This window comes from Sphingomonas sp. 66-10 (genome assembly GCF_001897045.1).
GTDB lineage: Bacteria > Pseudomonadota > Alphaproteobacteria > Sphingomonadales > Sphingomonadaceae > Sphingomonas > Sphingomonas lycopersici.
Map to the genome: position 1 here is coordinate 16,642 of NZ_MKRR01000036.1, position 7,358 is coordinate 23,999.

At 65.0% G+C, this 7,358-nt stretch carries 9 protein-coding genes; all 9 read left to right on the plus strand.

Annotation, left to right across the window (positions count from 1 at the left end; all coding sequences use genetic code 11):
• A partial coding sequence (locus BGN95_RS04380; RefSeq protein WP_286771731.1) for a thiamine phosphate synthase occupies positions 1-376 on the plus strand: 376 nt, incomplete at its 5' end.
• A gap of 204 nt (positions 377-580) precedes the next feature.
• On the plus strand, positions 581-1,144 hold the full coding sequence (gene efp, locus BGN95_RS04385; RefSeq protein ID WP_179511335.1) for an elongation factor P: 564 nt from the start codon (positions 581-583) through the stop codon (positions 1,142-1,144).
• A gap of 167 nt (positions 1,145-1,311) precedes the next feature.
• Positions 1,312-2,124, plus strand: a complete 813-nt coding sequence (locus tag BGN95_RS04390; protein ID WP_179511336.1) for an inositol monophosphatase family protein — start codon at positions 1,312-1,314, stop codon at positions 2,122-2,124.
• Between the two features lie 311 nt (positions 2,125-2,435).
• Positions 2,436-2,810, plus strand: coding sequence for an NADH-quinone oxidoreductase subunit A (ndhC, locus tag BGN95_RS04395; protein ID WP_265271004.1), 375 nt, complete (start codon positions 2,436-2,438; stop codon positions 2,808-2,810).
• A complete protein-coding gene (locus BGN95_RS04400) occupies positions 2,801-3,379 on the plus strand; it encodes a NuoB/complex I 20 kDa subunit family protein (RefSeq protein WP_432423312.1) in 579 nt (192 codons plus the stop codon). The genes ndhC and BGN95_RS04400 overlap by 10 nt, the downstream gene beginning before the upstream one ends.
• Complete coding sequence (locus BGN95_RS04405) at positions 3,376-4,200, plus strand: NADH-quinone oxidoreductase subunit C (RefSeq protein ID WP_286771732.1); 825 nt, start codon at positions 3,376-3,378, stop codon at positions 4,198-4,200. The genes BGN95_RS04400 and BGN95_RS04405 overlap by 4 nt, the downstream gene beginning before the upstream one ends.
• Before the next feature lie 35 nt (positions 4,201-4,235).
• A complete protein-coding gene (locus BGN95_RS04410; protein WP_265271110.1) occupies positions 4,236-5,450 on the plus strand; it encodes an NADH-quinone oxidoreductase subunit D in 1,215 nt (404 codons plus the stop codon).
• A complete protein-coding gene (locus BGN95_RS04415) occupies positions 5,450-6,130 on the plus strand; it encodes a complex I 24 kDa subunit family protein (protein WP_179511339.1) in 681 nt (226 codons plus the stop codon). The genes BGN95_RS04410 and BGN95_RS04415 overlap by 1 nt, the downstream gene beginning before the upstream one ends.
• A partial coding sequence (nuoF, locus tag BGN95_RS04420) for an NADH-quinone oxidoreductase subunit NuoF (RefSeq protein WP_286771733.1) occupies positions 6,127-7,358 on the plus strand: 1,232 nt, incomplete at its 3' end. The genes BGN95_RS04415 and nuoF, both read left to right, overlap by 4 nt.

Consider the following 7,358-nt stretch of genomic DNA (forward strand, 5'->3'; position numbering starts at 1 on the left):
CCATCTCGGGCAGGAGGACGGCGACCCGCGCGAGGCGCGCGCCGCGCTCGGCCCCAATGCGCAGATCGGCGTGACCTGCCACGACAGCCGGCATCTGGCGATGGAAGCGGGCGAGGCGGGGGCGGATTATGTCGCGTTCGGCGCTTTCTATCCCACCTCGACCAAGGAGGTGCGGCACCGCCCCGAGCCGGTGATCCTGTCGTGGTGGTCGACGCTGTTCGAACTGCCCTCGGTCGCGATCGGCGGGATCACCCCGGCCAATGCCGCGCCGCTGGTCAAGGCAGGGGCGGATTTCCTCGCGGTCAGCAACGCGGTGTGGGGCGGGGACGAGGCGGGGGCGGTGCGCGCCTTTGCCGAGGTGCTTGGCGGGCGCTGAAGCGGGCCCAACCTCCGTTCGCCCTGAGCTTGTCGAAGGGCTGCCCTTCTTCCGCAGAAGAAAGTGCAGGGCTTCGACAGGCTCAGCCCGAACGGGGAAGGGGGCTCGATCGCCAGCATCTTGCCGGATCGCGCCCGCGCCGCTAGACGCGCGCCACCGGAGCCGACGGCGGCTCTGATCGCTCTTTCCAGCAGGTCAAGAACCATGAAGATCAGCGGCGTGGACATCCGTCCCGGCAATATCATCGAATATGAAGGCGGCATCTGGCGTGCGGTCAAGATCCAGCACACCCAGCCCGGCAAGGGCGGCGCCTATATGCAGGTCGAGATGAAGAACCTCATCGACGGCCGCAAGACCAACGTCCGCTTCCGTTCGGCCGAGACGGTCGAGCGCGTGCGGCTCGATACCAAGGACTTCCAGTTCCTGTTCGCCGACGGCGACGGCCTCGTCTTCATGGACAAGGACACCTACGACCAGGTGACGCTGCCGCGCGACCTGCTCGGCGACGCCGCCGCCTTCCTGCAGGACGGGATGGACGTGGTGATGGAATTGCACGAGGAAAAGCCGATCTCGGTCCAGCTTCCCAACCAGGTCGAAGCGACGATCGTCGAGGCCGATGCGGTGGTGAAGGGGCAGACCGCCTCCTCCAGCTACAAGCCGGCGATCCTCGACAATGGCGTGCGCATCATGGTGCCGCCGCATATCGCCAGCGGCACGCGGATCGTGGTCGACGTCTACGAGCAGACCTACGTCAAGCGCGCGGACTGATATCTCCCCTTGTGCTCCCGCGAAGGCGGGAGCCCAGTCTGGGTCCCCGCCTTCGGTTCCCGTCAAAGTACTATTTTGATGGGGGCACTTCGCGGGGACACAGTTTTCGCTATCGGCGAAGCGACACGTTATAGAAACCGACCCCTCGCTGGGGTGGAGTAATCGAAATGCCTTCCCATTCCGGCCTGTTCACCGTCATCGAGCGCGCTGCGCGCAAGGCCGCGCCGCGGCTGCGTCGCGACTTCAACGAGGTCCAGCAGCTGCAGGTGAGCCGTAAGGGGCCGGCCGATTTCGTCTCGATGGCCGACAAGCGCGCCGAGCAGACCCTCTACGAGGAACTGTCCAAGGCGCGCCCCGACTGGGGCTTCGTGATGGAAGAGCGCGGCGAGGTCGCCGGCGATCCCGGCAAGCCGCGCTTCATCGTCGATCCGCTCGACGGCACCTCCAACTTCCTCCACGGCATCCCGCATTTCGCGATCTCGATCGCGGTCGAGGAGCCGCTCGCCAACGGCAAGCGCGAGGTGACCACCGCCCTGGTCTATCAGCCGCTGACCGACGAGAGCTTCTGGGCCGAGAAGGGGCGGGGCGCCTGGGTCCAGTCCGAGCGGCTGCGCGTCTCGGCGCGGCGCGATCCGTCCGAGGCTTTGGTCGCGACGGGCATCCCGTTCCTCGGTCACGGCGATTTCGTGCAATGGACACGGATCTTCGGCGCGATCGCACCGCAGGTCGCGGGGATTCGCCGGCTCGGCTCGGCCGCGCTCGATCTCGCGTGGGTCGCCGCAGGACGGTTCGATGCCTTCTGGGAAAGCGATCTCAACGTGTGGGACGTCGCGGCCGGGATGCTGCTGGTGAAGGAAGCCGGCGGCTTCGTTACCGATTTCCGCGGCGGCGATCGCGCGATCGAGCGTAGCGAATATCTCGCCGCCAACGATGCGCTGCACTCCAAGCTGCACAAGCTGGTGGCCGGGGCGCTGCGTTAAGCCACCTCCCGTCATTCCCGCGAAGGCGGGGACCCATTAACGCTGTCGGTGCGACTCTATCGCGAAGGTCCGAGTGAATGGATTCCCGCCTTCGCGGGAATGACGGATTGGCGGTGACGGCGGGGAATCGGTCCGATCCGTCACCAACCGACGGAACGTTATCCCCTTTCTTTCGTAGCTAACGCCAAGCAGGCGCCGGAAATCCCTGCAAAACCGTTCAGTTGCGAATCATTCTCATGCCTCCGGCGCTTGCCCGTGCGGACCCATCCGCCTAAAGCGCCCCCATCAATTTTCGCATCTGCGAGAGCCTAGTGGTCGACCTGTCGCAATATCTGCCGATCCTCATGTTCCTCGGGGTCGCGCTCGTGCTGTCCAGCGCGTTCGTCTTCCTCCCGATGATCGTCGCGCGCCTCACCGGCGCGCACAATCCGACGCCGGAAAAACTGGCGGAATATGAGTGCGGCTTCCCTGCCTTCGAGGATTCGCGCGCGCAATTCGACGTGCGTTTCTACCTCGTCGCGATCCTGTTCATCATCTTCGATCTGGAGGCCGCGTTCCTCTATCCGTGGGCGGTCAGCGTGTTCACGCTCGGCTGGACCGCGTGGATCAGCATGATGATCTTCATCGGCGAGCTTGCGCTCGGCCTCGTCTATGCCTGGAAAAAAGGCGCGTTGGATTGGGAATGAGCATGTCTTCCAACCTCCACAGCGGCCCGGTCGAACTGCGGCATGATCCCAGCGGGCAGGCGATCGTGCCGCCCGATCAGGGCTTTTTCGACGGTCTCAATGGCGAGCTGACCGACAAGGGCTTCCTCGTCACCTCGACCGAGGAATTGTTCCAATGGGCGCGCACCGGCAGCCTGTGGTGGATGACTTTCGGTCTCGCCTGCTGCGCGGTCGAGATGATCCACGTCAACATGCCGCGTTACGATCTCGAACGGTTCGGCGCCGCGCCGCGCGCGAGCCCGCGCCAGTCGGACGTGATGATCGTCGCCGGCACGCTCTGCAACAAGATGGCCCCCGCGCTGCGCAAGGTCTACGACCAGATGTCGGAGCCGAAATACGTCATCTCGATGGGCTCGTGCGCCAATGGCGGCGGCTATTATCATTATAGCTACAGCGTCGTGCGCGGCTGCGACCGGATCGTGCCCGTGGACATCTATGTCCCCGGCTGCCCGCCGACCGCCGAGGCTTTGCTCTACGGCATCATGCAGCTCCAGCGGAAGATCCGCCGCAGCGGGAGCATCGAGCGATGAGGGCGCCGGCACCGGCTTATGCCGCCGATCTCAACGGCGCGACGATCGCCGCGGCGCGCGATGCGCTCGGCACCGCGTTGGTCGACACGCGCGACGCGGTGGGCGAGGTGGCGCTGTTCGTCACGCGCGACGGGCTGATCGACGCGATGATCGCGCTGCGCGACACGCCGGGGCTCGAATATCAGCAGCTGATGGAAATCGCCGGGGTGGATTTCCCCGACCGCTCCGAGCGGTTCGAGGTGGTCTATTGCCTGCTGTCGCTGACCCGCAACCATCGTATCCACGTCCATGTCGCAGCGAGCGAGGAGACCCCGGTTCCCTCGGTCACCGGGATCTGGCCGGTCGCCGGCTGGCTCGAGCGCGAAGTGTACGACATGTATGGCGTGCTGTTCGCGGGCAACCGCGATCTGCGTCGCATCCTCACCGATTACGGCTTCCGCGGCCACCCGCAGCGCAAGGACTTCCCGCTCTCAGGGTTCGTCGAGCTGCGTTATTCGGAAGAGGCGAAGCGCGTCGTCTATGAGCCGGTGCAACTGGCGCAGGATTTCCGCACCTTCGACTTCATGAGCCCGTGGGAAGGCGCCGAATACGTCCTCCCCGGCGACGAGAAGGGGGCGCTGCCCGAGGCGAAGGGCGCGCCGACGCCGCTCAGCGCCGACCAGATCCAGAAGGCCGATGCCGCGCAGACCGCCAAGGCTACCGCGACGACGCCGAAGACGACCGATTCGACCGCGCAGACCGGCGTCGGCAAGGCCGAGCCCGATGCGAAGCCGAAGCCGGCGGATCCCGATGTCTTGAAGGGCAAGGGAGAAGGCAAGTGACCGATACCCTGATCGACGATCCCGCGCTCGACAAGCTGCTGCATCGCACCGATGCCGCGCACCCAGACGCGGGGGACGTCGCGATCCAGAATTACACGATCAACTTCGGCCCGCAGCATCCGGCGGCGCACGGCGTGCTGCGTCTGGTGATGGAGCTCGACGGCGAGATCATCGAGCGCGTCGATCCGCACGTCGGGCTGCTCCACCGCGGCACCGAAAAACTGATCGAATATAAGACCTATGCGCAGGCTTTGCCCTATTTCGACCGGCTCGATTATTGCTCGCCGCTCGGGATGGAGCACAGCTTCGTCCTCGCGGTCGAGAAATTGCTCGATTTGGAGGTGCCGGCGCGCGCGCAGTACCTGCGCACCTTCTTCGCCGAATTGACCCGCATTTCCAATCACATGCTCAACCTCGGGTCGCATGTGATGGACGTCGGCGCGATGACGCCGAACCTGTGGCTGTTCGAAATCCGCGAGGATTGCCTGAACTTCTTCGAGCGCGCCTCGGGTGCGCGGATGCATTCCAATTACTTCCGTGTCGGTGGGGTGCATCAGGACGTGCCGCTCAAGCTGCTCACCGATATCGGCGACTGGCTCGACACGCGGCTGCCGCGTCTGTTCGAGGATGCGATCAGCCTCGTCGCCGACAACCGCATCTTCAAGCAGCGCAACGTCGATATTGCGGTCGTTTCGCGCGACGATGCGATCAAATGGGGCTTCTCCGGCCCGATGATCCGCGGTTCGGGCATTCCCTGGGATCTGCGCAAGTCGCAGCCTTACGACGCCTATGCCAAGATGGACTTTGAGGTGCCGGTCGGCACGCGCGGCGATTGCTACGACCGGTTCATGGTCCGCGTCGAGGAAGTACGCCAATCGGCGCGCATCATGCGCCAGTGCCTCAACGAAATGCCGGACGGGCCGATCGCCTCGCTCGACCGCAAGGTGGTGCCGCCCAAGCGCGGTGAGATGAAGAGTTCGATGGAAGCGCTCATCCACCACTTCAAGCTCTACACCGAAGGGTATCACGTGCCCGCCGGCGAAGTATATGTCGCGACCGAAAGCCCCAAGGGCGAATTCGGCGTGTATCTCGTCGCCGACGGCAGCAACAAACCCTATCGCTGCAAGATCCGCCCGACTGCCTTCAGCCATCTTCAGGCGATGGACATGATGTGCAAGGGCCACATGCTCGCCGACACGACCGCCATCCTGGGCGCGATCGATGTCGTCTTTGGTGAATGTGATCGCTGATGGCTGACGCTCCAGAAATCCCCGACGAGGCAGAGGTCCGCGCGCGCTGGGGCGCGTTCGCCTGGACCGATGAAAACAAGAAGAAGCGCGACGAGGTGCTCGCGCGCTATCCGGCCGGGCGCGAGCAATCCGCCTCGATTCCGCTGCTCGATCTCGCCCAGCGGCAGGTCGGCGCGGAGACGCAGACGCAAGGGTGGCTGCCGATCCCGGTGATCGAATTCGTCGCGCGCGAGATCGGCGTGCCCTATATGCGCGTCTACGAGGTCGCGACCTTCTACACGATGTTCAACCTCGCGCCGGTCGGTCGCTATCACGTCCAGGTGTGCGGCACGACGCCATGCATGCTGCGCGGCTCGGACGACGTGATGGCTGCGTGCAAGAACAAGGGGCTGATCAAGGGCAAAACGACCCCCGACGGCCTGTTCACGCTGACCGAGGTGGAATGCATGGGCAATTGCTCGTCCGCCCCGATGGTCCAGATCAACGACGATAATTACGAGGATCTCGATTACGATCGCACGATCGCGATCCTCGAGGCGCTGGAGCGCGGCGAGCACCCCAAGACGGGGACGCAGGAGCCCGGCCGCCACACCGTCGAGCCCGTCGGCGGCCCGACCACGCTGACCGCGATGGTCAAAGAGAACCACGATTACCGGCCGGAATGGGGGAATGCGGCATGAGCGCGATCACCTCATTGACCGACAAGGACCGGATCTTCACCAATCTCTACGGCTATCAGTCGTGGCGGCTCGATGCCGCGCGCAAGCGGGGCGATTGGGACGATACCAAGGCGCTGCTCGCCCTCGGGCAGGACAAGATCATCGACGTGATCAAGGCCTCGGGGCTGCGCGGGCGCGGCGGGGCGGGCTTCCCGACCGGCATGAAGTGGAGCTTCATGCCCAAGGAACCGCGCGCCGACCGGCCGAGCTTCCTCGTCATCAACGCCGACGAATCCGAACCGGGCTCGTGCAAGGACCGCGAGATCATCCGCCACGATCCGCACAAGCTGATCGAGGGTGCGCTGGTCGCGGGCTTCGCGATGCGCGCACGGGCGGCCTATATCTACATCCGCGGCGAATATATCCGCGAGGCGGAGACTTTGTTTGCCGCGGTCGCCGAGGCGTATGACGCCGGGCTGATCGGCAAGAACGCCGCCGGCTCGGGCTATGACTTCGACGTCTTCGTCCATCGCGGCGCGGGCGCCTACATCTGCGGCGAAGAGACCGCGATGCTCGAAAGCCTCGAGGGCAAGAAGGGCCAGCCGCGCCTCAAACCGCCGTTCCCGGCCGGCGCGGGGCTCTACGGCTGCCCGACGACGGTCAACAACGTCGAATCGATCGCGGTCGCCCCGACGATCCTGCGGCGCGGCGCCGAGTGGTTCTCGAGCTTCGGCAACGAGAACAACAAGGGCACCAAGCTGTTCCAGATCAGCGGCCATGTCGAAAAGCCGTGCGTGGTCGAGGAAGCGATGTCGATCAGCTTCCGCGAGCTGATCGAGAAGCATTGCGGCGGGATCCGCGGCGGGTGGGACAATCTGCTCGCGGTGATCCCGGGCGGCTCCTCGGTGCCGCTGGTGCCGGCGTCGCAGATCATCGATTGCCCGATGGATTTCGACGGGCTCAAGGCGGTCGGCTCGGGGCTCGGCACCGCGGCGGTGATCGTAATGGACAAGTCGACCGACGTGGTCCGCGCGATCAGCCGGCTCTCCTATTTCTACAAGCATGAGAGCTGTGGCCAGTGCACCCCGTGTCGTGAGGGCACCGGCTGGATGTGGCGGGTGATGGAACGCCTGCGCACCGGCGATGCCGATATCGGCGAAATCGACATGCTCCAGCAGGTGACGAAGCAGGTGGAAGGTCACACGATCTGCGCGCTCGGCGATGCCGCGGCGTGGCCGATCCAGGGCCT

What these genes read in the sequence shown, in the direction of transcription:
- BGN95_RS04415 (WP_179511339.1), top strand. Translation starts at nt 5,450, where the DNA reads ATGGCTGACGCTCCAGAAATCCCCGACGAGGCAGAGGTCCGCGCGCGC.
- BGN95_RS04405 (WP_286771732.1), top strand. Translation starts at nt 3,376, where the DNA reads ATGAGGGCGCCGGCACCGGCTTATGCCGCCGATCTCAACGGCGCGACG.
- efp (WP_179511335.1), top strand. Translation starts at nt 581, where the DNA reads ATGAAGATCAGCGGCGTGGACATCCGTCCCGGCAATATCATCGAATAT.
- BGN95_RS04390 (WP_179511336.1), top strand. Translation starts at nt 1,312, where the DNA reads ATGCCTTCCCATTCCGGCCTGTTCACCGTCATCGAGCGCGCTGCGCGC.